The organism is Streptomyces sp. KL109B, from assembly GCF_030766935.1.
Lineage (GTDB): Bacteria > Actinomycetota > Actinomycetes > Streptomycetales > Streptomycetaceae > Streptomyces.
Genome location: NZ_JASERL010000008.1, coordinates 68,929 through 90,893 on the forward strand (window position 1 = coordinate 68,929; position 21,965 = coordinate 90,893).

The 21,965-nt window shown below is 69.1% G+C and carries 21 protein-coding genes and 1 riboswitch; of the genes, 13 read left to right on the plus strand and 8 right to left on the minus strand.

The annotated features are described in order from the left end of the window. Positions 1-184 precede the first annotated feature (184 nt). From coxB to RBJ65_RS25975, 4 genes are all read left to right on the plus strand, one after another. Positions 185-1,144 carry a cytochrome c oxidase subunit II gene (coxB, locus tag RBJ65_RS25960; RefSeq protein ID WP_306321342.1) on the plus strand — a complete coding sequence of 320 codons (960 nt, stop codon included), beginning with the start codon at positions 185-187 and terminating at the stop codon, positions 1,142-1,144. Then, positions 1,141-2,871, plus strand: a complete 1,731-nt coding sequence (ctaD, locus tag RBJ65_RS25965) for a cytochrome c oxidase subunit I (RefSeq protein ID WP_306321341.1) — start codon at positions 1,141-1,143, stop codon at positions 2,869-2,871. The genes coxB and ctaD overlap by 4 nt, the downstream gene beginning before the upstream one ends. Beyond that, positions 2,868-3,266 carry a cytochrome c oxidase subunit 4 gene (locus tag RBJ65_RS25970; protein WP_306321340.1) on the plus strand — a complete coding sequence of 133 codons (399 nt, stop codon included), beginning with the start codon at positions 2,868-2,870 and terminating at the stop codon, positions 3,264-3,266. Before ctaD ends, RBJ65_RS25970 begins: the two co-directional genes overlap by 4 nt. A gap of 136 nt (positions 3,267-3,402) precedes the next feature. Then, a complete protein-coding gene (locus RBJ65_RS25975) occupies positions 3,403-4,665 on the plus strand; it encodes an Ig-like domain-containing protein (RefSeq protein WP_306321339.1) in 1,263 nt (420 codons plus the stop codon). Positions 4,666-4,778: 113 nt separating this feature from the next. Here the strand turns inward: RBJ65_RS25975 and RBJ65_RS25980 are convergent, their stop codons facing one another. After that, entirely contained in the window at positions 4,779-5,180 is a 402-nt protein-coding gene (locus tag RBJ65_RS25980) for a hypothetical protein (protein ID WP_306321338.1), read from the minus strand. A 187-nt stretch (positions 5,181-5,367) separates the two neighbouring features. On the opposite strand from RBJ65_RS25980, the gene RBJ65_RS25985 reads away from it, so the two are divergent. The 6 genes from RBJ65_RS25985 (at position 5,368) to RBJ65_RS26010 (ending at position 12,547) form a co-directional block, all read left to right on the plus strand. Further along, on the plus strand, positions 5,368-5,988 hold the full coding sequence (locus RBJ65_RS25985; protein ID WP_306321337.1) for a heme-copper oxidase subunit III: 621 nt from the start codon (positions 5,368-5,370) through the stop codon (positions 5,986-5,988). 81 nt (positions 5,989-6,069) lie between these two features. After that, the gene (locus RBJ65_RS25990; RefSeq protein WP_306321336.1) at positions 6,070-6,879 is read left to right on the plus strand and encodes a c-type cytochrome; all 810 of its coding nucleotides are present in this window, start codon (positions 6,070-6,072) and stop codon (positions 6,877-6,879) included. Then, the gene (locus RBJ65_RS25995) at positions 6,876-7,940 is read left to right on the plus strand and encodes a ubiquinol-cytochrome c reductase iron-sulfur subunit (RefSeq protein ID WP_306321335.1); all 1,065 of its coding nucleotides are present in this window, start codon (positions 6,876-6,878) and stop codon (positions 7,938-7,940) included. The genes RBJ65_RS25990 and RBJ65_RS25995 overlap by 4 nt, the downstream gene beginning before the upstream one ends. Further along, entirely contained in the window at positions 7,937-9,577 is a 1,641-nt protein-coding gene (locus RBJ65_RS26000) for a ubiquinol-cytochrome c reductase cytochrome b subunit (RefSeq protein ID WP_306321334.1), read from the plus strand. The genes RBJ65_RS25995 and RBJ65_RS26000 overlap by 4 nt, the downstream gene beginning before the upstream one ends. 150 nt (positions 9,578-9,727) lie before the next feature. Further along, on the plus strand, positions 9,728-10,792 hold the full coding sequence (gene trpD / locus RBJ65_RS26005; RefSeq protein ID WP_306321333.1) for an anthranilate phosphoribosyltransferase: 1,065 nt from the start codon (positions 9,728-9,730) through the stop codon (positions 10,790-10,792). 85 nt (positions 10,793-10,877) lie between these two features. After that, a riboswitch (SAM riboswitch) is annotated at positions 10,878-10,995 on the plus strand. A gap of 178 nt (positions 10,996-11,173) precedes the next feature. Then, positions 11,174-12,547 carry an aminotransferase class V-fold PLP-dependent enzyme gene (locus RBJ65_RS26010; protein ID WP_306321332.1) on the plus strand — a complete coding sequence of 458 codons (1,374 nt, stop codon included), beginning with the start codon at positions 11,174-11,176 and terminating at the stop codon, positions 12,545-12,547. On the opposite strand, the gene RBJ65_RS26015 is transcribed toward RBJ65_RS26010, so the two are convergent. From RBJ65_RS26015 to RBJ65_RS26045, 7 genes are all read right to left on the minus strand, one after another. Then, the gene (locus RBJ65_RS26015) at positions 12,499-13,725 is read right to left on the minus strand and encodes a glycerate kinase (RefSeq protein WP_306321384.1); all 1,227 of its coding nucleotides are present in this window, start codon (positions 13,723-13,725) and stop codon (positions 12,499-12,501) included. The genes RBJ65_RS26010 and RBJ65_RS26015 overlap by 49 nt on opposite strands. 27 nt (positions 13,726-13,752) lie before the next feature. Then, positions 13,753-15,165 (minus strand): SLC13 family permease, encoded by a 1,413-nt coding sequence (locus RBJ65_RS26020; RefSeq protein WP_306321331.1) that lies wholly within the window; start codon positions 15,163-15,165, stop codon positions 13,753-13,755. A 127-nt stretch (positions 15,166-15,292) separates the two neighbouring features. Continuing rightward, complete coding sequence (locus RBJ65_RS26025) at positions 15,293-15,955, minus strand: response regulator transcription factor (protein WP_306321330.1); 663 nt, start codon at positions 15,953-15,955, stop codon at positions 15,293-15,295. Continuing rightward, the gene (locus RBJ65_RS26030; RefSeq protein WP_306321329.1) at positions 15,952-17,544 is read right to left on the minus strand and encodes a cell wall metabolism sensor histidine kinase WalK; all 1,593 of its coding nucleotides are present in this window, start codon (positions 17,542-17,544) and stop codon (positions 15,952-15,954) included. The genes RBJ65_RS26025 and RBJ65_RS26030 overlap by 4 nt, the downstream gene beginning before the upstream one ends. Further along, positions 17,444-17,752: a small secreted hydrophilic protein gene (locus RBJ65_RS26035; RefSeq protein ID WP_306321328.1), complete on the minus strand. Its 309-nt coding sequence runs from the start codon at positions 17,750-17,752 to the stop codon at positions 17,444-17,446. The genes RBJ65_RS26030 and RBJ65_RS26035 overlap by 101 nt, the downstream gene beginning before the upstream one ends. Before the next feature lie 82 nt (positions 17,753-17,834). Further along, positions 17,835-18,116 (minus strand): Lrp/AsnC family transcriptional regulator, encoded by a 282-nt coding sequence (locus RBJ65_RS26040; protein WP_306321327.1) that lies wholly within the window; start codon positions 18,114-18,116, stop codon positions 17,835-17,837. Further along, complete coding sequence (locus RBJ65_RS26045; RefSeq protein ID WP_306321326.1) at positions 18,113-18,856, minus strand: rhomboid family intramembrane serine protease; 744 nt, start codon at positions 18,854-18,856, stop codon at positions 18,113-18,115. Before RBJ65_RS26045 ends, RBJ65_RS26040 begins: the two co-directional genes overlap by 4 nt. 124 nt (positions 18,857-18,980) lie before the next feature. Between RBJ65_RS26045 and RBJ65_RS26050 the strand changes: the two genes are divergently transcribed. The 3 genes from RBJ65_RS26050 (at position 18,981) to RBJ65_RS26060 (ending at position 21,964) form a co-directional block, all read left to right on the plus strand. Further along, positions 18,981-19,220 carry a hypothetical protein gene (locus RBJ65_RS26050; protein WP_266954405.1) on the plus strand — a complete coding sequence of 80 codons (240 nt, stop codon included), beginning with the start codon at positions 18,981-18,983 and terminating at the stop codon, positions 19,218-19,220. Positions 19,221-19,253: 33 nt separating this feature from the next. After that, positions 19,254-20,615: an NYN domain-containing protein gene (locus tag RBJ65_RS26055; protein WP_306321325.1), complete on the plus strand. Its 1,362-nt coding sequence runs from the start codon at positions 19,254-19,256 to the stop codon at positions 20,613-20,615. Positions 20,616-20,938: 323 nt separating this feature from the next. Beyond that, complete coding sequence (locus RBJ65_RS26060; protein WP_306321324.1) at positions 20,939-21,964, plus strand: NlpC/P60 family protein; 1,026 nt, start codon at positions 20,939-20,941, stop codon at positions 21,962-21,964. Position 21,965: the final 1 nt, after the last annotated feature.

The window sequence follows — 21,965 nt, forward strand, 5'->3', positions numbered from 1 at the left end:
CACCCTTCGGAGTGACCCGCGGCGCGTTAGGCACCCTCCCCGCGCAACCCCAAATAGCGTCCAGTAGGGTTTGGTCCGCATAAACATCCAAACCCCTGCCCGTGTGCCAGGGCGGCGAGCGACCAGCGAGATGGCGGCCGTAGCCAACCAAAGAGCGCGGGCGAGACTCTCGGGAAGGCGCTACGTGAGTCCCAACGGCTCCGACCGCTCGTCGCGGCGCCCGATGCGGCGGAAGCTGCCGCAGGTGCTGACTGCGGGCCTGATCCTGGTAACCGCTACCGGTTGCACATACAAGGACTTCCCTCGTCTTGGTATGCCCACCCCGGTGACCGAGGAGGCCCCTCGGATCCTCTCCCTCTGGCAGGGCTCGTGGGCGGCAGCGCTCGCCACGGGCGTGCTGGTGTGGGGTCTGATCCTGTGGAGTGTCATCTTCCACCGGCGCAGCCGCACCAAGATCGAGGTTCCCACTCAGACGCGGTACAACATGCCGCTCGAGGCGCTGTACACGATCGTTCCGCTGATCGTCGTCTCGGTCCTCTTCTACTTCACCGCGCGCGACGAGTCGAAGCTTCTGAAGCTCGACGACAAGCCCGCGCACACTGTCAACGTGGTCGGCTACCAGTGGAGCTGGGGCTTCAACTACGTCGAGAACGTGCCGGGTGTCGACGGTGACGCCAAGACCTCCAAGGAGCTCTCGGCTATCCCGAAGCGCTTCAAGGACGACTTCCCGGCGAACGCCGGCGGTGTCTACGAGGTCGGTACGCCTGGTGAGCGGAACCCGCAGACCAACAACCCCGGCCCGACCCTCTGGCTCCCCAAGGGCGAGAAGGTCCGCTTCGTTCTGACTTCGCGTGACGTCATCCACTCCTTCTGGGTGGTGCCGTTCCTGATGAAGCAGGACGTCATTCCGGGCCACACCAACTCCTTCGAGGTGACCCCCAACAAGGAGGGGACCTTCCTGGGCAAGTGCGCCGAGCTCTGCGGCGTCGACCACTCCCGGATGCTGTTCAACGTGAAGGTCGTCTCTCCTGAGCGTTACCAGCAGCACCTCAAGGACCTCGCGAAGAAGGGGCAGACCGGTTACGTCCCGGCTGGCATCGCCCAGACGGACCACGAGAAGAACCGGGAGACGAAGACAACGTGAGCATCCTCAACGAACCTCAGGGTGCCGCGGCAGCAAGCGACTCGTACGAGAACGAGCTGCCGGCCCGGCCCAAGCGCCCCGGCGCGACGGTGATCAAGTGGCTGACCACCACTGACCACAAGACGATCGGCACGCTCTACCTGGTCACGTCGTTCGCCTTCTTCTGCATCGGCGGCGTCATGGCGCTCTTCATGCGCGCCGAACTGGCCCGTCCCGGCACGCAGATCATGTCGAACGAGCAGTTCAACCAGGCGTTCACGATGCACGGCACGATCATGCTCCTGATGTTCGCGACGCCGCTGTTCTCCGGCTTCGCGAACTGGATCATGCCGCTCCAGATCGGTGCCCCCGACGTCGCGTTCCCGCGACTGAACATGTTCGCCTACTGGCTGTACCTGTTCGGCTCGCTGATCGCGGTGGGTGGCTTCCTCACCCCGCAGGGCGCCGCCGACTTCGGCTGGTTCGCCTACAGCCCGCTGTCGGACGCGGTCCGCTCGCCGGGCATCGGCGCCGACATGTGGATCATGGGTCTGGCCTTCTCCGGCTTCGGCACGATCCTCGGCTCGGTCAACTTCATCACCACGATCATCTGCATGCGCGCTCCCGGCATGACGATGTTCCGTATGCCGATCTTCGTGTGGAACGTGCTGCTGACCGGTGTGCTGGTCCTGCTCGCCTTCCCGGTCCTGGCCGCCGCGCTGTTCGCCCTGGAGGCGGACCGCAAATTCGGTGCCCATGTATTCGACGCCAGTAATGGCGGCGCATTGCTATGGCAACACCTCTTCTGGTTCTTCGGACACCCAGAGGTGTACATCATCGCCCTGCCATTCTTCGGAATCATTTCCGAGGTCATCCCGGTCTTCTCGCGCAAGCCGATGTTCGGTTACTCCGGCCTCATCGGCGCGACGATCGCCATTGCCGGTCTGTCCGTGACCGTGTGGGCGCACCACATGTACGTCACCGGCGGCGTGCTACTCCCGTTCTTCTCCTTCATGACGTTCCTGATCGCCGTGCCAACAGGCGTGAAGTTCTTCAACTGGATCGGAACGATGTGGAAGGGCTCGCTGTCCTTCGAGACACCGATGCTCTGGGCGATCGGCTTCCTGATCACCTTCACCTTCGGTGGTCTGACCGGCGTCATCCTGGCCGCGCCGCCGCTGGACTTCCACATCTCGGACTCGTACTTCGTGGTGGCGCACTTCCACTACGTGGTGTTCGGCACCGTCGTCTTCGCGATGTTCGCCGGATTCCACTTCTGGTGGCCGAAGATGACCGGCAAGATGCTCGACGAGCGGCTCGGCAAGATCACCTTCTGGACGCTGTTCATCGGCTTCCACGGCACGTTCCTGGTGCAGCACTGGCTGGGCGTCGAGGGCATGCCGCGTCGTTACGCGGACTACCTCGCGGCCGACGGCTTCACCGCGCTGAACACGATCTCGACGATCTCCTCGTTCCTGCTCGGCCTGTCGATCCTGCCGTTCTTCTACAACGTCTGGAAGACCGCCAAGTACGGCAAGAAGGTCGAGGTCGACGACCCGTGGGGCTACGGCCGTTCGCTCGAGTGGGCGACGTCCTGCCCGCCGCCGCGGCACAACTTCCTCACGCTGCCGCGCATTCGCTCGGAATCCCCGGCCTTCGACCTCCACCACCCGGAGATCGCCGCGCTGGACCAGCTGGACAACGCCGGACACGGCGACAAGGCGCTTGCTAAGGAGGCCGGCAAGTGAAGGTCCAAGGCAAGATGTTCCTCTGGCTGAGCCTCTTCATCCTGATCATGGCCGGTGTCTACGGCGTGTGGTCGAAGGAGCCGGTCGGCACCACGGCACTCTTCCTGTCGTTCGGCCTGTGCATCATGATCGGCTACTACCTGGCCTTCACGGCCCGGCGTGTCGACACCGGTGCCCAGGACAACAAGGAGGCCGACGTCGCGGACGACGCCGGCGAGGTGGGCTTCTTCAGCCCGCACTCCTGGCAGCCGCTCTCCCTTGCGGTCGGTGGCGCGCTCGCGTTCCTGGCCGTGGCCATCGGCTGGTGGCTGCTGTACTTCTCGGCCCCGATCATTCTGTTCGGCCTGTGGGGCTGGGTCTTCGAGTACTACCGCGGCGAGAACCAGAACCAGTAGCACCTGGCGCTGAACTCCCGTAGCCGAAGGGCCCGGACACTCCTGATGGAGCGTCCGGGCCCTTCGGCGTGACCGGGGTTGCCCCGTGCGGCTCACTCGCCGCGCTGGACCTGACGTTCCTTCATACGGTGAGGTCATGAACGACCACTCACCGCGTATCCGTACGGTTCTGGGCTGCACCCTGCTGGTGGCCGCACTCGGTGCGGGCACGGTGGCGTGCGGCAGCTCCGGCCACCCGCTCTCCGCCGCGCCGTACGACGCGGCGGGCCAGATCTCCTTCAACGGGCCCGCGGGCGGCAGCAAGAAGGCCGACCCCGACAAGCCGCTGGAGATCACCGCCCAGGGCGAAGAGGCCCGCATCACCGACGTCACCGCCCAGGACGCCATGGGCCGCTTTGTCGCGGGCGAACTCTCCGCCGACGGCACCCGGTGGCACACGACCGCCCCGCTGACCGCAGACACCCGCTACACGGTCCATGTGAGCACCGAGGACGAGGACGGCGAGCCCGGCCGCAAGGTCCTCGACTTCGACACCGGAAGCCCCGGAAAGAGCAAGCCGCTCAAGGTCACCTTCGGCCCGCAGGCGGGCGAGTACGGCGTGGGCCAGCCGCTCACCGCCGAACTCAACAAGCCCGTCAGGGACGAGAAGTCCCGCGCGCTGGTGGAGCGTTCCCTCCAGGTCGACTCCAAGCCCGCCGTGAAGGGCTCCTGGTACTGGGTGGACAGCACGGAGCTGCACTACCGGCCCAAGTCCTACTGGCCCACCCACGCGAAGATCACGGCCACCAGCAAGCTGGAGGGCGTGAAGGTCGGCGACCGGATGTGGGGCGGCAGGTCCAAGCCGCTGACCATCACCACGGGCGACCGCATCGTGGCCGTCACCGACGCCGGCGCCCACTCCATGACGGTCTACCGCAACGGCGAGGCGGTCAACTCCATGCCGGTCACCACCGGCAAGGCGGGCTACGAGACCCGAAACGGCGTCAAGGTGGTGCTCGGCAAGGAGTACTTCGTACGGATGCGCGGCGAGACGATCGGCATCGCCGAGGGCTCGTCGGACTCGTACAACCTGCCGGTCTACTACGCGACCCGCGTCACCTGGAGCGGCGAGTACGTGCACGCCGCGCCCTGGTCCGTCGGTTCGCAGGGCTCCGCGAACGTCAGCCACGGCTGCACCGGCATGAGCACGAACAACGCCGCCTGGTTCTACGACACCGTGCGCCAGGGCGACATCGTGAAGGTCATCAACAGCTACGGCGCCGACATGGACCCGTTCGGCAACGGGTTCGGCGACTGGAACGTCGACTGGAAGAAGTGGAAGGCGGGCAGCGCCCTCACCAAGGAGGCCAAGAGCAAGCCCGACCCGGCCCTCCAGGCGCGGCTCAGCCCCGAGACCTGAGACCGCTCGGCAGGATCACCGGTGTGATCCTGCCGACTCCCGACCCCGACTCCCGTACTCCGGACGGCGTACGGGAGTCGTGCGTACGGGGCTTGCGATGCGTACGAGGCGTCTCAGGCGCCCACGGCGAGCCGGGAGCGCAGCAGGGAGGCGAGGGCCTCGGCGAACTCCACGGGCTCCACAGGGAGCGTCACAGCGGCCTCCGCTCGGCTCCACGTCGCGAGCCAGGCGTCCTGCGGGCGGCCGATCAGGAGGAGCACCGGCGGGCAGCGGAAGATCTCGTCCTTGATCTGCCGGCACACGCCCATGCCGCCCGCGGGAACGGCCTCGCCGTCCAGGACGCACACGTCGATGCCGCCCCGGTCCAGCTCCTTGAGGACGGCCGGCAGGGTGGCGCATTCGACGAATTGCACCTCGGGGACGTCGGACGCGGGCCGCCGGCCGGTCGCGAGGCGCACCTGCTCGCGCGTGTTGGCGTCGTCGCTGTAGACCAGAACCGTCGCGGTCGACTGCATCGTTCCTCCGAAGACATCGGCGTCTTAAGGGCGTCGTACGGTGATCCGTGTCGCGGAGCCTACTCCTCCCGACACCCCGTCAACACCGGTTCGCGCACGGCTCCGATGGGCCATATGGGCTGGACACACCACCCAGACACTCCGAACGGCACCCCCCGGAGTGAGGGCGAGATAAGCGACCGACATAATGTCGGTCGTGGCGACAGCAACGACAGTAGAAACCGGGCACGCGCACCCGTCGGTCAATCGACCGAACCTCACCAGCGTCGGAACCATCATCTGGCTGAGTTCCGAGCTGATGTTCTTCGCGGCCCTCTTCGCGATGTACTTCACCCTGCGATCGGTGACCGGACCGGATCACTGGAAGGAAATGGCGCATGCGCTGAACCTTCCGTTCTCCGCGACGAACACCACGATCCTGGTGCTTTCTTCCCTTACCTGCCAGATGGGTGTGTTCGCCGCCGAGCGTGGCGACGTGAAGAAGCTCCGGGCGTGGTTCATCGTCACCTTCATCATGGGTGCGATCTTCATCGGCGGTCAGGTCTTCGAGTACACCGAGCTGGTCAAGAAGGATGGGCTCTCGCTCTCCTCCGACCCGTACGGCTCGGTGTTCTACCTGACCACCGGCTTCCACGGCATGCACGTGACAGGCGGCCTCATCGCCTTCCTGTTCGTCCTCGGCAGGACGTACGCGGCCAGGAGGTTCACCCACCAGCAGGCGACCGCCGCCATCGTCGTGTCCTATTACTGGCACTTCGTCGACGTCGTCTGGATCGGCCTCTTCGCCACGATCTACCTGATCAAGTAGTTCGAAGATCACAGCATCGGGCGTAGTACCCGACACCTTCCAGAAGCACCGACGCAGAAGATCCTGACACCGGGGTAATCCGTGAAAAAGCTCTCCGCACGACGACGCCATCCGCTGGCGGCGGTCGTCGTCCTACTCCTCGCGCTGGCGGCCACCGGGGGGCTGTACGCCGCGTTCGCGCCGGCGGACAAGGCGCAGGCCGATGCAACCTCCCAGTCCCTCGCCATTGACGAGGGCAAGAAGCTCTATTCCGTCGGCTGCGCGAGCTGCCACGGAACCGGCGGTCAGGGCACCTCCGACGGTCCGAGCCTGGTGGGCGTCGGCTCCGCCGCCGTTGACTTCCAGGTCGGCACCGGCCGTATGCCGGCCCAGCAGCCGGGCGCTCAGGTCCCGAAGAAGAAGGTCATCTACTCGCAGGCCGAGATCGACCAGCTCGCGGCGTACATCGCCTCGCTGGGTGCCGGTCCGGTCGCGCCGACCGAGAAGGACTACAGCGCCTCCGGCGCGGACGTCGCCAAGGGTGGCGAGCTGTTCCGCACCAACTGCGCCCAGTGCCACAACTTCACCGGTGAGGGTGGCGCGCTGACGCACGGCAAGTTCGCACCGAGCCTCGAGGGCGTCGCCCCGAAGCACATCTACGAGGCCATGCAGACCGGCCCGCAGAACATGCCGTCGTTCCCGGACACGACGATGACCAAGCAGAACAAGAAGGACATCATCGCGTACCTCGACGCGGTCAACGGTGACGACACCCAGAGCCCCGGTGGCCTCAAGCTGGGCGGGCTCGGCCCGGTCAGTGAGGGCCTGTTCGCCTGGATCTTCGGGCTCGGTGGTCTGATCGCCGTCGCCATCTGGGTTGCCGCTCGGACCGCAAAGGCCAAGAAGTCATGAGTAGCCAAGACATTCCAGAAGAGAACCTGCCCGAAGAGCGGGCCACCGACGAGGGCGCGGAGCACGGCTCGGTCGCGGTGAAGGACGAGCCCTTCGCCGACCCGGGTCTGCCGCCCCACGAGCACCGGATCCAGGACATCGACGAGCGGGCCGCCAAGCGGTCCGAGCGCACGGTGGCCCTGCTGTTCACGATCTCGATGCTGGCCACCATCGCCTTCATCGCCTCGTACGTCACCATCGACGTCGACAAGAGCATCTACGTCTTCCCGCTCGGACACATCAGCGCGCTCAACTTCGCGCTCGGCGTGACCCTGGGTGTGGCGCTGTTCTGCATCGGCGCGGGCGCGGTCCACTGGGCCCGCACCCTGATGTCCGACGAGGAGGTCGTCCAGGAGCGGCACCCGATCGAGGCCGAGCCGGACGTCAAGGCGAAGGTCATGCAGGACTTCGCCGACGGTGCCCGCGAGTCGCAGTTCGGCCGCCGCAAGCTGATCCGCAACACGATGTTCGGCGCGCTGGCCCTGGTGCCGCTCTCCGGCGTCGTACTGCTTCGTGACCTCGGGCCGCTGCCCGAGAAGAAGCTGCGTACGACCTCGTGGAAGAAGGGTCTGACCCTCGTCAACATGAACACGAACGAGCCGCTGCGTCCTTCGGACATCGCGGTCGGCTCGCTCACCTTCGCCAAGCCCGAGGGCCTGGAGGAGCACGACGAGGAATTCCAGACGAAGATCGCCAAGGACGCCCTGATGCTCGTCCGGATCCAGCCGGACAACATCAAGGACAAGCAGGAACTCGAGTGGTCCCACGAGGGCATCGTGGCCTACTCGAAGATCTGCACCCACGTCGGTTGCCCGATCTCCCTGTACGAGCAGCAGACGCACCACGCTCTGTGCCCCTGCCACCAGTCCACCTTCGACCTCTCCGACGGCGCCCGGGTGATCTTCGGTCCTGCCGGTCACGCGCTGCCGCAGCTGCGCATCGGCGTCAACGAAGAGGGTCACCTCGAGGCGCTGAGCGAATTCGCTGAGCCCGTCGGTCCTGCCTTCTGGGAGCGCGGATGAGTACTACGACCACGAACGACGCGCCTGAGCGCGAGAAGGCACCGGCCGGTGAGCGAGTCGCCGACTGGGCCGACGGACGTCTGGGGATCTACTCCCTGGCCAAGTCCAACATGCGCAAGATCTTTCCGGACCACTGGTCCTTCATGCTCGGCGAGATCTGCATGTACAGCTTCATCATCATCATCCTCACGGGTGTGTATCTGACGCTGTTCTTCCACCCGTCGATGAACGAGGTGGAGTACCACGGCAGCTACGTCCCGCTGCAGGGACAGCTGATGTCCGAGGCGTTCAACTCGACCATGCACATCTCCTTCGATGTGCGCGGTGGTCTGCTGATCCGGCAGATCCACCACTGGGCCGCGCTGATCTTCCTCGCCGGCATGTTCGTGCACATGATGCGCGTGTTCTTCACGGGTGCGTTCCGCAAGCCGCGTGAGGTCAACTGGGTCTTCGGCTTCCTGCTGTTCGTCCTGGGCATGTTCACCGGCTTCACCGGTTACTCGCTCCCGGACGACCTGCTCTCCGGTACCGGTGTCCGCTTCATGGAGGGCGCGATCCTGTCCGTGCCGGTCGTCGGCACGTACATGTCGTTCTTCCTGTTCGGCGGCGAGTTCCCCGGCGGCGACTTCGTCGCGCGGTTCTACTCGATCCACATCCTGCTGTTGCCGGGCATCATGCTCGGCCTGATGGCGGCGCACCTGATCCTGGTCTTCTACCACAAGCACACGCAGTTCCCGGGTGCCGGAAAGACCAACAAGAACGTCGTCGGCATGCCGCTGCTGCCGGTCTACATGGCCAAGGCGGGAGGCTTCTTCTTCCTGGTCTTCGGTGTCATCGCGGTGGTCGCCGCGATCGCCTCGATCAACCCGATCTGGGCGATCGGCCCGTACCGGCCGGACCAGGTGTCCACCGGTGCTCAGCCGGACTGGTACATGGGCTTCTCCGAGGGCCTGATCCGTGTCATGCCGGGCTGGGAGATCGACTTCTGGGGTCATACGCTCGTCCTGGGCGTGGCCATCCCACTGGTGATCGTCTTCCCGCTGGTCCTCGTCGTGATCGCGCTCTACCCGTTCATCGAGTCCTGGGTCACCGGCGACAAGCGCGAGCACCACATCCTGGACCGGCCGCGCAACGTGCCGACGCGTACCGCGTTCGGTGCCGCGTGGATCTCCTGGTACTTCGTGCTGATGATCGGTGGCGGCAACGACCTGTGGGCCACGCACTTCCACCTGTCGATCAACGCCATCACGTGGTTCGTGCGCGTCGCGTTCTTCGTCCTGCCGGTCCTCGTGTTCATCGTGACCAAGCGGATCTGCCTCGGCCTCCAGCGCCGCGACAAGGACAAGGTGCTGCACGGACGCGAGTCCGGCATCATCAAGCGCCTGCCGCACGGTGAGTTCATCGAGGTGCACGAGCCGCTGGACCAGGAGGCCCTGCACACGCTCACGGCCCACGAGCAGTACCAGCCGGCCGAGATCGGTGCGACGGTCGACGAGAACGGTGTCGAGCGGAAGGTCTCGCGCTCGCAGAAGCTGCGGGCCAAGCTCTCGCGCGGTTACTACGGGGAGAACAACCAGATCCCGAAGCCGACCGCGGAGGAGTACAAGGAGATCACCAGCGGCCACGGCCACCACTGATCCCTGACTGATCCGTTGCTGTAAGCCACAGCGGGAGCCCTCGTCCAGTGCCTGGACGGGGGCTCTTTGCGGTTCCCATACCTGGATAGGGTGGGGCTGCACCTCTGACTTCCTCATCTCATTCACTTACACATGCACACAGGAGCGGCCATGAGCGCTTTGAACCCCGCTGGAGGCGACACCGCGGCGGGCCGTTCCTGGCCCGCCGTCCTGAACGGCCTGCTCGAAGGCCGCGACCAGAGCGCCGACGACACCGCGTGGGCGATGGACCGGATCATGCGCGGCGAGGCCACCGACGCGCAGATCGCCGGGTTCGCGGTCGCGCTGCGCGCCAAGGGCGAGACGGTGCAGGAGATCTCCGGACTCGTACGCGGCATGTACGAGCACGCCAATGTCATCGAGGTGCCCGGCGAGACCGTCGACATCGTCGGCACCGGCGGCGACGGCGCCAAGACGGTCAACATCTCCACGATGTCCGCGATCGTCGTCGCGGGTGCGGGCGCCAAGGTCGTCAAGCACGGCAACCGCGCCGCCTCCTCGGCCTCGGGCTCCTCCGACGTACTGGAGAAGCTGGGCGTCAACCTCGACCTGTCGCCGAAGCGGGTGCCGGAGGTCGCCGAGGAAGCGGGCATCACGTTCTGCTTCGCCATAAAGTTCCACCCGGCGCTGCGCTACGCGGGCGCCGCGCGCGGACAGCTCGGCATCCGCACCGTGTTCAACCTCCTCGGCCCGCTCACCAACCCGGCCAAGGTGCACGCGCAGGCCGTCGGTGTCGCCGACGCCCGGATGGCGCCCATCGTCGCCGGGGTCTTCGCCGAGCGCGGCAACTCCTCCCTGGTGTTCCGCGGCGACGACGGGCTCGACGAGCTGACCACCACCGGCACCTCGCGGGTGTGGGTCGTACGGGACGGCGCCGTGCGCGAGGAGTCCTTCGACCCGCGCGACGTCGGCATCGGCATCGTGCCCATCGAGGCGCTGCGCGGCGGCGACCCCGGGTTCAACGCGGAGGTCGCCCGGCGCCTCCTCGACGGCGAACAGGGGCCCGTGCGGGACGCGGTGCTGCTGAACTCGGCGGCGGCGCTGGTCGCCGTGCGGCCGGGCGAGGGCACGCTCGTCGAGCAGATCAGGGCCGGCATGGACCGGGCCGCCGAGTCGATCGACTCCGGCGCGGCGAAGGCGGCGTTGGAGCGGTGGGTGGCGGCCAGCAACCGCTGAGCACACGACGGTGTGACGTAGGGCGCAGTCCAGATTCCGGACTGCGCCTTGCCGTATCCGGGACGTGTGGCAGGATGCTTTTCAAGGTCATGAGTGACAGCGACCGAGGCCCCAGCCCGCTGTCCGGCAACCCTCCGTCCGTGGCGGGGTGCCCTGGGTGAAGACCAGGCCGTACGCAGCAAGGCGTGTGGCAAGCGCGGACCCCTGCGCCACCTTGGGGTCCTGGTCCTCGAGGGAGCAGTCTCGTGAGCAAGCGAATGCGATAGGGCGTTTCGGCCCCGCCTCCGCGTACCCGTTTCATCTTTCTTTCCGTGTCGTAGAGCCCGCGCCGCGCGGCGCTCCGGCATGGTCAATTCGCTTACCGCGCCAGGGAGTTCACCCATGTCTGTTTCCGTCGACGCCGCCGCCTGTACTGACACCATCGCTCCGCTCGCCGTCCTCGGCCGGGACGTCACCGTGCCGCTCGTCACCGGGGGAGAGGTCACCTACGCCGCGCTCGACTACGCGGCCAGCGCGCCCGCCCTGCAGCGCGTGTGGGACGACGTGGCCGCCTACGCGCCGTACTACGGCAGCGTGCACCGCGGCGCCGGGTACCTGTCGCAGCTGTCCACCGACCTGTTCGAGAACTCGCGGGCCGCCGTCGCCGAGTTCCTCGGCTGCCGGGAGGGCGACCAGGTCGTCTTCACCCGCTCCACCACCGACTCGCTGAACCTGCTCGCCGCCGCGCTGCCCGCCGACTGCCAGGTGTTCGTCTACGAGACCGAGCACCACGCCTCGCTGCTGCCGTGGCGGGACGCCCGCGTCACGTACCTGAACGCGCCGCGTACGCCCGGCGAGGCCGTCGACACGCTGGAGCGCGCCCTCGCCGAGCGCGACCCGTACGGACCCGCCCTCGTCTGCGTCACCGGTGCCTCCAACGTGACCGGTGAGCTCTGGCCGGTGCGCGAGCTCGCGGCGGCCGCTCACGCGCACGGTGCCCGCATCGTGCTCGACGCCGCGCAGCTCGCGCCCCATCACCCCGTCTCCGTACAGGACTTGGACGTCGACTGGGTCGCGTTCAGCGGGCACAAGCTGTACGCGCCCTTCGGCTCGGGAGTGCTCGCGGGCCGCTCCGACTGGCTGACGGAGGCCGAGCCGTACCTCGCCGGTGGCGGCGCCTCCAAGAAGGTCGCGCGGCGCGTCGACGGCGGGGTCGACGTGCAGTGGCACGAGACGGCCGCCCGGCACGAGGCCGGTTCGCCGAACGTCATCGGCGTGTACTCCATCGCCTCCGCCTGCAAGGCGCTCACCGAGGCCGGGTTCGACAACCTCGTCGCCCGCGAGCAGTACCTGATCCGCAAGGTCCAGGAGGGGCTCGCCGAGGTGCCCGAGGTGAAGGTGCTCTCCCTGTTCGGGGACGACGCGCCGCGCGTGGGCGTCCTGTCGTTCGTCGTCGACGGGTGGAACTCCTCGCACTTCGCCGCCGCGCTCTCCGCCGAGTACGGCATCGGGGTCCGCGACGGACTGTTCTGCGCCCACCCGCTGGTGCGCACGCTGCTCGGCTCGGACCCGCAGCAGCAGGGCGAGTGCGGGGCGCCGGAGGCGGCGCCGGGCGAGAAGTCCCTCAACGCGATCCGGGTCAGCTTCGGCGCCGGGACGCCGGACGAGCACGTGGAGCGGTTCGTGGCCGCCGTGACGGAGCTCGTCCGGGACGGTGCGCGCTGGAACTACCGCACCGAGGACGGCCGTTGCGTGCCGGACACCACCAACGCCTGATCCCCCGGCCCGAGCCGGCTGCCGAGCACGATCATCCGTAGGGCCCGCTCCGTGGCGTCCGTGAGGAACTCGCCGCCCCGGCCGAGCGCCTCCGCGAGCGTCACAGGGGCGGGCAGGATCGAGCTGTAGGCGTCGACCCCGGTCGCCGTCACCGTGTGCGCGCCGTCGCCGATGGTGCCCGCGAGGGCGAGGACCGGGCGGCCGAACCGCTTGGCGCGGCGGGCCACTTCGGCGGGGACCTTGCCGCGCGGCGTCTGGTGGTCGAGGGCGCCCTCGGCGGTGACGACGAGGTCGGCGCGGGCCAGGCGGGCGTCCAGGTCGAGGTGGTCGAGGAGGACGTCGAAGCGGGGCAAGAGCCGGGCGCCGAGCGCGGCGAGGCCCGCGCCGAGTCCGCCGGAGGCGCCGGTGCCGGGGCCGGTGAACAGGTCGGTACGCACATCCAGGTCGCGCATCAGGTCGCGCGTCAGGTCGCGCGTCAGGACGTGCGCCCAGTGCTCCAGGCCCGCCGCCAACTGCTCGACCTGCGTCGGCGTCGCCCCCTTCTGCGGGCCGAAGACGCGGGCGACGCCGCGCTCGCCGCACAGTACGTTGAACGGATTGCACGCCACCCGGATCTCGGTGTCCTTCAGGCGGGGGTCGAGGCCGCTCGGGTCGATCCGGTCCAGGTGCATCAACTCCCTTCCTCCCAGCGGGAGTTCCAGGCCGTACGCGTCGAGAAGGCGGGCGCCGAGGGCCTGGAGCGCGCCCGCGCCCCCGTCCGACGTACCGGAGTCGCCGCAGCCCACCAGGATGCGCCGGGCGCCCGCGTCGAGGGCCGCGCGGATCAGTTCGCCGACGCCGTACGTCGTCGTGGCCGCCGGGTCGCGCAGCTCGCGCGGGACGAGGGAGAGCCCGGCGACGGCCGCCATCTCGACGACCGCCGTGCCGTCGGGCAGCAGCGCGAAGTGGGTGCCGACGCGTTCGCCGGTCGGCCCTGTCGCGGGCAGGGCGACGAGGCGGCCCCCGGCCTGCGCCGCCAGCGCGCGGGCCGTGCCCTCGCCGCCGTCCACGAGGGGGATGAGGTCGGTCTCCGCGGCCGGCACCACGCGGCGTACGCCCGCGGCGATGGCCTCGGCGGCGGCGCCCGCGGACAGGGACTCCTTGAAGCCGCTGGGGGCGATGGCGAAACGGGTCAACATCATGGACTCCAGGGTGAGTTCGACGGTTCAGCGGACGGGCACGCCGAGCAGCGGCCACAGGGTGAGCGCGCACAGCAGGACGGCGGCGGCCGTCAGCGGGGCAAGCACGGCGGACAGGCGCAGCAGGTCGCGCGGGGTGTAGGTGGGGGTGCCCGGTATCTCGGCGAACAACGTCACCGGCTTCGCGGACGCGGGCAGCGTGTGGCAGAAGCCCGCCGCGGCGGTGGAGGCGAGGGCGGCGGCGACCGGGTTGACGCCCGCTCCGACGGCCGCCGCCACGACCAGGGGCACGAGGACGGAGGAGCGGGCCGAGCGGGACTGGAGGACCAGGTGGGCGGCCGTGCTCACCGCGATCACCACGGCGAGGAACAGCCACGGCGGCAGGTCGAGGGGAACCCCGCCGACCAGCCATTTCGCCGCCCCCGACTCGGCGAGCGCGACGCCCATCGCCATCGTCGCCGCCATGAACAGCAGCAGCGACCACGGCACGGTACCGAGCGCGTCCTTCAGCCGTACGGTGCCCAGGGCCGGGGAGGCCGCGACCACGGCGCCGATCAACGCGACGACGGCGGGCGGCACTTGGTGGAGCGGCTCACTGCACCACAGGGCGACGACCGTGGCCAGCAGCAGGGCGCAGCGGGTCTCGGCGGGTTCCCACGGCCCGGTCACCGGCTTCTCGCTGTGCTCCTGGAGGTCGTCCATCGTGATCCGCACGGGCCCTGCCCGGTCCGCGCGCCGCGTCGTCGTCAACAGCACGGCCTCCGCCGCGAGGTGGGAGGTGGCGACGGCGAGCGGCAGGCCGAGCAGCAGCCACTGCGTGAAGCCGATCCGTTCGCCGGTCGACTCCCACAGCACGGACACCGTGATGAGGTGCGCGCCCGCCCCGATCAGCGTCGCGACGGCGGAGAGCAGGATGACCGTGGGAAAGAGCAGCGCCAGCATCACGACGAGGCGGCGCCGGTCGGACAGCGCCTTCGCAAGGGCCAGGAACACGGGCAGCGCGAGCGCCGCGCGCCCCGAGGTGGCGGGTACCGCGAAGGCGGTGACGACGAGCGCGGCCGTCGTCAGATGCGTCAACTGCCGTACGCTGCGCGCCCCGCTCACCAGGAACGCCGCCGCCCGCCCCGCGAGCCCGGTGCGCGCCACGGCCGCCGCCAGCACGAACGCGCAGATCAGCAGCCACACCGTTTCGTCGCCGAGGGTGCTGAAGAGGGTGTCGCTGCTGATCACGCCCGTCGCCGTGAGGGCGAGGCCCGCGCCGAGGGCTATGTACGTGTCGTCGATCGCCGTGCCGATCCACGCGCAGGTCGCCAGGGCGAACACGGCGAGCGTGAGACGGGCGTCGCCGGTCAGGGCGGGGAAGTTGCCGGGGACCACGAGCAGCGCGCAGATGCTGAGGGCGACGCAGAGGGTCGCGGCGGTGCGGAGATTCAGGGTCACGCGGTTCAGCGTGGTGGGCCGCCGTGAGCCTCCAATGAGCCCCAAATGAAAGGAAGTTCACCCGGTCAAGCCCCGCCTTTGGACGAGAGCCGGCGGGGCCCGGGGCAGAGTCCCGCGACCGCAAGCCTCACTCCCGCAACCGATACCCCACCCCCCGCACCGTCTCCACATGCCGCGCGCCCAACTTCTTCCTCAGCGCCCGCACGTACACGTCCACGATGTTGGACCCGGGATCGAAGTCGTACCCCCACACGTGGGACAGGATCTGCTCGCGCGAGAGGACCTGCCCGGGGTGGCGCAGGAACAGCTCCAAGAGCACGAACTCACGGGCCGTCAGGTCGACGGTCCGCCCCTCGGCGCGCGCCCGACGCGTCCGAAGGTCGAGCGTCAGATCCCCGCTGCCGAGCATCGTCACCTCAGGCGTGCCGGAGGCGGTACGCAGCCGCAGCCGGACCCGCGCCAGCAACTCCTCGAAGCGGAACGGCTTGGTCATCCAGTCGTCGGCGCCGCCCTCCAGACCCGCCACCGTGTCCCGCACGGAGTCCCGCGCGGTCAGCACGATGACCGGGGTCGTCACCCGCGCCTCGCGCAGCTGCCGCAGCACCGTGAAACCGTCCCGGCCCGGCAGCCCGATGTCGAGGACGATGAGGTCGAAGCCGCCGGTCAGGGCGTAGTCGTGGGCGGCGTCGCCGTCGCCGACGACGGTCGTCGTGAAGCCGCCGGAGCGCAGCCCCTTCTCCACGAAGGAAGCGATGCGCTCCTCGTCCTCGACGATCAGGATGCGGTTCACTTCGGCTCCGTCCGGTTGAGGTCGAGTACGAGGGTGAAGGTGGCGCCACGGTCATCCGTACGGCTCAATTCGGCGCGCCCGCCGTGGCTCTCAGCGATGGCCCGCACGATCGCGAGGCCGAGCCCGGCGCCCGTGCCCCGCGAGCCGCGCCGCGCCGTGCCCCGCCGGAACCGCTCGAAGATCACCGCGGCGTCCGCGTCGGTGACACCGGGCCCGGCATCGGCGACGTACAGCTCGACGCGCTCGCGCCCGTCCCGCTCGTGCCCGTCCCGCTCGCGCACGACCCGGTCCCGCACGACCCGCGAGCCGATCCCTATCCGCTGCCCCGGCACCGTGTGCTGCACCGCGTTCTGCGCGAGCTGCACCATCGCCTGCGTGATCCGCTGCGGGTCCAACTCGGCTTCGGCCTCCGCGACCTCGGTCAGCTCCCAGTCCCGCTCGCCGAGCGCCCGCGCCTTCACGAAGACGTCGGCGGTCAGCTCCGCGAGCTGCACCGGCTCCGGCGTCACGAAGTCCGGACGCTCCGCCTTGGCCAGCAGCAGCAGGTCCTCGACGATGCGGCTCATCCGGTCCAGCTCCTCCGTCACGATCCGCACCGTCTCCTCGCGCTCGCGCGGATCGTCGCCCATCAGCTCAAGGTGGCCGCGGACGATGGTGATGGGCGTACGCAGCTCGTGGCCGGCGTCGTCGACGAACTCGCGCTGCGCCGCGAACGCCCGCTCCAGGCGGTCCAGCATCCCGTTGAACGTCTCGGCGAGCGCCGCGATGTCGTCGCGGCCCTGCACCGGGATGCGCTGGGTGAGGTCCTGCTCGGTGAGCTGCGCGGCCGTCGTACGCACGAGGCGTACGGGGCGCAGGATGCGGCCCGCGACCGGCAAGGCGATGCCCGTCGTCATGAGCAGCGCCACCCCGGAGATCGCGAGCAGCATGTGGAACACGCTCTCCGCCTTGGCCTGTTCGCGCTCCGGGTGGAAGGCCACGACGAACGCCGCCTCCGGCCGCCCCGCGCCCGTACCCGCGCCCCCGATCTCCACCTTCGACCAGCGGACCACGCCGCCGGGGCGGTCCAGGGTGCCGGTGGCGTCGGGGGAGGCGAAGACGGCGCGCAGGCCGGCCGGGTCCTTGGCCAGCGGGTGGCCGACCCGCACCTCGCGGGACTGCTCCTTCTTGGCGGGGGTGCGGTGCGCGCCCCGGTCGACGAGGCCGAGCAACTCCTCGTCCGGGTCGGCGTACTGCCGTTCCAGGTGCAGATTGAGCAGCGGGTCAGGGTCGGTGAACCGCTCGCCGGTGCGCGGGTCGACGCCCTCGCGCACGAAGTTGGCGAACTCGCCGGTCTCCTGCGCGAGCAGCCGGTCCACGCGGTGGTCGACATCGCGGAGCAGCACCGAGCGGGTCGTGGTGGCGACCGCGGTGAGGGCCACGGTCATCACGACGAGCAGCCACAGCAGGATGCGGACGCGCGCGGAGACCCAGTGGTGCTGCTTGGGCTCAGCCGTCGTCGCCGCCCGGCCCGTCGTCGTCGGATGAGTCGGATGAGTCGGAGGAGTCGGATGAGCCGCCGTCGTCCGCGTCGTCGTCTGCGCTGTCATCGGTCGTGGGGTTCTCACTCACCGGTGGCGGGGACACCGTCTCGTCACTGGGCGTCGGGCGCGGCGAGGGTGAGCCGCTCTCCAGCTCGACCTTCGGCGGCGACTTCGGGGGATCCGGGCTGTCGGTCAGGGCGTAGCTGGTCGCCGCGATGCCGAGCGGGATCGCGACGACCGCGGCGAGGGCCGCCATGCGGTGGGAGAAGGCCATGGCAGCCAGGCTCGGGGGCGTACCAGGGCGTCAGGATGAACCGCGGATGAAGAAACCTTCATACGGACCTGCGCGGCAGGTGTTACGCGTCCAGGCCGATCGAGAACGCCGCCTCCAGGTCGTGCTGCGAGTACGTACGGAACGCGACGTGCGTGTCCGTGCCCTCGACGCCCTGGATCTTGCTGATCCTCCCGGGGATGACGTCCGCCAGGTCGTCGTGGCGGGCGACCCGGACCATGGCGATCAGGTCGTAGGTGCCGGTGACGGAGAAGACCTCGCTCACGTTGTCCAGGGCCGCGATCGACTCGGCGATCTCGGGGATCCGGTCCACGCTGGTCTTGATGAGCACGATCGCGGTGATCACGGCTGGCTGTCTCCCTCGGTGGCCGTGGCTGGGTTCGCCTCAACCTTAGCCCGCCCCCGATATCGGGCCCACGCGTAGAGGAACCCGACGGAGAACCCCACCAGGTGCGCCAGATACGCGACGCCCGGCCCCTGACTGTCCCGCCCCGCCGCCGCCCACTGCAGCGCCACCCAGAACGGCAGCACCACCCACGCGGGGAAGCGCAGCGGCAGAAAGAAGAGAAACGGAAAGAGGCTCGTGACGCGCGCTTCGGGGAACAAGAAGAGGAACGCGCCGAGGACGGCGGAGATCGCCCCCGACGCGCCGACCAGGCTCTGGTCGGAATCGGCGTGCGCGAGCGCGTACCCGAAGAGCGCGAGGTAGCCGCTGACCCCATAGAAGAGGGCGTACGTAAGGCGGCCCATGTGTTCCTCGACCATGGCCCCGAAGACGTAGAGGAAGAGCATGTTGCCGAGCAGGTGCAGCCAACTGCCGTGCACGAACAGCGCCGTGAGCGGGGTGAGCAGGGCGCGCGGCGATCCGCTCAGCAGCTCGTCGGGGACCACGCCCCAGCGTTCGAAGTAGGCGCTCTGCGCGGCGAGCAGCCGGTCGCCCGTGCCGTAGCCGGGGTGCAGCCCCGAGGCGGGGGACAGGACGAAAACCACACAGCAGACCGTGATGATGCCGTACGTGACCGGAGCCGGGTGTCCTCTGAGGAATGCGGTCAGCCTGTCGATCGCGGAGCGCCCATTGCCGATCATGGACAGAGCATGACGCAAGGCGGGGAGCGGACGGCGTACGGCAGGCCGTAGGGTTACGGGCAATAACGCGGCACCACGCGACGCGCACGCCGACCCGCACGCATCCGGAAGAAGGCACCACCCGATGACGGTTCCCCTGCCGACCGCCACCACCCGCTGGCGCTGCACCTTGTGCGGCAATCTGACGCGCTTCGACGTGACACGCTCGTCGAAGGTCGTCGAGTACGTCCACCTGGACCTGGCCGGAGAGCCGAAGGTCGAGGAGCGCGAGGTGGTCAATGAGACCATCGAGTCGGTGCGCTGCCGTTGGTGCAACGCGGTGGATCAGGTGGAACTCGTGGACAGGCCGGGCGCCGACTCCTGAGGAGCGGCCCCACACATCGACTTTGGGGTGACGATGGTGGAGAGCACGGGCGGAGAGGCCGGGTCCCCCGACCGGGACGCCGCCGCCGAGGTGCTCGACCGTCCGCTGCCCGAAGGCGTACGACGCCGGGTCGTGCAGATCGCGTCGGACGGCTTCGGCGGACTGACGGTGGCCGAACTGCCGCCGCAATTGCGGCAGTATGCCCGCTTCACCCCGACCCGCCGGATGAAGTTCGCCGGCAACGCCATGGCCGCGGCCCTGGAGAGCGACACGCTGTTCCGGCAGCGGATCGGGGAGCGCCTGCGGGACGCGCAGCCCGAGCTGGTCGGCGCCCTTGAGGCCGGCTCCCCGCCGCCCGCCGCCGATCCGCTGGACGTGGCGGCGGCCGCGTACGTGCTGCGGCCGGTCGGCTGGGTGAAGCTCGTCGCCGCGGCGGGCGAGGACGCCCAGCGGGCCGACGCCGAGCGCGCCGACGAGGAGACCCGCGCCGAACTCGACCGGCTCCGTGCCGAACTGGCCGAGGCCCGCGCCCAGACGAAGACCGAGACGGAACGGTTGCGCGGGGAGCTGGACGCCGCCAAGCGCGAGTCCGCCGCCGCGGAGCGCAAGCTGCGGGCCGCCCTCAGCGACGTCAAGCGCGGCGAGGCCGCCGTCCGCAAGGCGAAGGCCGAGACCGACGCGGTGCGCGCCGACGGGCAGGCGCAGGTGTCGGCCGCGGAGAGCGAGACCCGCAGGCTCAAGTCGCGGCTCGGCGAGGCGGAGGCGGCCCTCGAGTCCTCGCGGCGAGCGGCGCGCGAGGGGCGCAGCATCGAGGACATGCGGGTGCGGCTGCTGCTCGACACGGTCCTGGACGCGGCTCAGGGGCTGCGCAGGGAGCTGGCGCTGCCGCCGGTGTCCACGCGGCCCGCCGACTCCGTGGACGCCGTGGAGCCGGGGAAGATGACGCCGAAGGACATCGCGACGCGCGCGCTGCACGAGCACGATCCGGCGATCCTCGACCAGTTGCTGGCGCTGCCGCAGGCGCACCTCGTCGTCGACGGCTACAACGTCACGAAGACCGGGTATCCGCAGATGCCCCTGGAGAAGCAGCGGCTGCGGCTGCTCGGCTCCCTCTCGCAGCTCGCGGCGCAGTCCGGGGCCGAGGTGACGTGCGTCTTCGACGGGGCCGAACTCGCCGCCCCGGTGCTGCTCGCGCCGCCGCGCGGGGTGCGGGTGCTGTTCTCCAAGCCCGGGGTGACGGCGGACGAGCTGATCCGCCAACTGGTGCGCGCGGAGCCGTCGGGGCGGCCCGTCATCGTCGTGTCGACCGACCGGGAGGTCGCGGACGGCGTCGCGAAGGCGGGGGCACGGCCGGTGGCTTCCGTGGTGCTCCTGAAGCGGCTGTCGCGCGGCTGATCCGTCACCGGAACCTGCGCCCGAGCCTTCACAAAACAGCCCCGAGTTACCTATGTCACACCCGCAACATCCGTGTCGTATGCCCGAATTGGCGAAACCTTCACGCAACGTAGCGTCAAGCGGACATCACTGCATGTGAGTTGAGTGCAAAGAATGCAGCGAGTGACGGAGTTTTTTCTCTGAGGGATTTGAACTGATCACGAAGAGGTCACTAGGGTCGGCTCGAACCTCCGCTCGGGTGATCACCTAAAAGGGGTGACGGTGGAGGGTCACCGCCCACCGGCGCATCGGTAGGCGGCTGGAGGAAGAAGGAGCTCGCCTTCGTGGCGTCCCACCGTCGACCCAAGCAGCCGAACCGCACGCGCGTGACCGTGCTCACCGCGACCGCCGCCGCTGCCGTGGCCCTCACCTCTCAGGGTGCCAACGCCGCGCCCAAGCCCAGTAAGAGCGAAGTCAAGGCCAAGGTCGACAAGCTCTACGAAGAGGCCGGTGTCGCGACCGACCACTACAACGGGGCCAAGGAGAAGCAGAAGAAGCTCGAGAAGGAGATCGGCGACCTCCAGGACAAGGTCGCCCGCGGCCAGGAGGACCTCAACGAGCTCCGCTCCGGCCTCGGTTCGCTCGCCGGGCAGCAGTACCGCAGCGGCGGCATCGACCCCTCGGTCCAGCTGTTCCTCTCCTCCGACCCGGACAGCTACCTCGACAAGGCCTCCACGCTCGACTCGCTCAGCGCCCAGCAGCTGGAGTCGCTCAAGAAGGTCCAGGAGAAGCAGCGCACGCTCGCCCAGGAGCGCGCCGAGGCCTCCCAGAAGCTCAAGGACCTCGCCGAGACCCGCACCGAACTCGGCAAGAAGAAGGAACAGTCGCAGGAGAAGCTCGCCGAGGCGCGCAAGCTGCTCAACACGCTGACCGCCCAGGAGCGCGCCAAGATGGCCGCCGCCGAGCAGCGCGCCAGCCGCGACGCCGCGGGCCGTGTCGACCTCGGCAACGCCGTGCCCGCGTCGGGCCGTGCCGGCGCCGCCCTGAGCGCCGCCGCCACCCAGATAGGCAAGCCCTACGTCTCCGGCGGCTCGGGCCCCAACTCCTACGACTGCTCGGGCCTCACGCAGTGGGCGTACAACCAGGCCGGTGTCTCCATAACCCGGACGACGTACACGCAGATCAACGAGGGCACCGAGGTGCCCCGGAGCCAGCTCAAGCCCGGTGACCTGGTCTTCTTCAACAACACCGCGCACGTGGGCCTGTACGCGGGCAACAACCAGGTGCTGCACGCCCCGCACCCCGGTGCCGGTGTGCGCTACGAGTCGATGGACACGGTCGGTCCTTACCAGACCGCCCGCCGCATCTGAC